This window comes from Advenella sp. FME57, from assembly GCF_014897675.1.
In the GTDB taxonomy this organism is placed as follows: domain Bacteria; phylum Pseudomonadota; class Gammaproteobacteria; order Burkholderiales; family Burkholderiaceae_B; genus Advenella.
Genome location: NZ_JABUXU010000054.1, coordinates 1 through 1,139 on the forward strand (window position 1 = coordinate 1; position 1,139 = coordinate 1,139).

A 1,139-nucleotide genomic window follows, 5' to 3' on the forward strand; every position below is an offset into this window, starting at 1 on the left:
CTAGTGTCCTGCGCCGTAAATTCGTGTAAGAAGTTGTAGAATGGAGTATGCCTCGCACCGGTCGTCCGAAAGCCGAACTGATCCTCACCGATGAAGAACACCAGACGTTGACTCGCTGGTCCCGTCGGCGCAAGTCCTCACAAGCCCTTGCTCTGCGCTCACGAATCATCCTCGGCTGCGGGCAGGAACGATCAAACAAGGAAGTCGCCACCAGCCTCGGCTGCACGCCCGCGACTGTGGCCAAATGGCGGAACCGATTCATTGCCGACCGACTCGATGGTCTCGTCGACGAACCACGCCCAGGTAGACCCGCCACGATCACGGCCGAGCAGGTCGAGGACGTCATCACCTCAACCCTGGAACAAACACCGAAAAACGCCACCCACTGGTCACGGGCGCAGATGGCCGAACGCAGCGGACTATCGAAATCGACGATCGGACGGATCTGGAAGGCCTTCGAGCTCAAACCCCACCGCGCCGATGGGTTCAAACTCTCCAACGACCCTCTCTTCGTGGAAAAGGTCTACGACATCGTCGGCCTTTACCTCAATCCACCCGAGTCCGCTGTCGTGCTCAGCGTCGATGAGAAGTCCCAGGTCCAAGCGCTGTCTCGGTCCCAGCCGGCGTTTCCGATGATGCCGGGCATGCCGGAGAAACGTACCCACGATTACGCCCGCCACGGCACGACGAGTCTCTTCGCAGCGCTGAATGTCGCCGATGGAACCGTGATCGCCTCGACACACCGCAAGCACCGCGCGATCGAGTTCAAAAAGTTCTTAACCAAGATCGACAAACACGTTCCAGACCACCTCGACATCCACGTCGTGTGTGACAACTACGGCACGCACAAACACCCGTTGGTGCGGAACTGGCTGAGCAAGCATGAGCGGTTCCATATTCATTTCACGCCCACGTATTCGTCGTGGATCAACCAGGTCGAGAGGCTCTTCGCTGAAGTCACCCGCGAACTCCTCCAGCGCAGTGACCACCGAAGCGTGCAAGCCCTGGAGAAAGACCTTCGCGAGTGGGTTAAGGCGTGGAACGAGGACCCGCAGCCATTCGTGTGGACGAAAACCGCGGAAGAGATACTGGAATCTCTCTCACGACTAATGCAACGAACTACCGGCGCAGGACACTAG

General features: G+C 58.6%; 1 protein-coding gene. It reads left to right on the plus strand.

What is annotated here, in order from left to right; all coding sequences use genetic code 11:
- Positions 1–47: 47 nt before the first annotated feature.
- Entirely contained in the window at positions 48–1,139 is a 1,092-nt protein-coding gene (locus INT32_RS22015; protein ID WP_193090805.1) for an IS630 family transposase, read from the plus strand.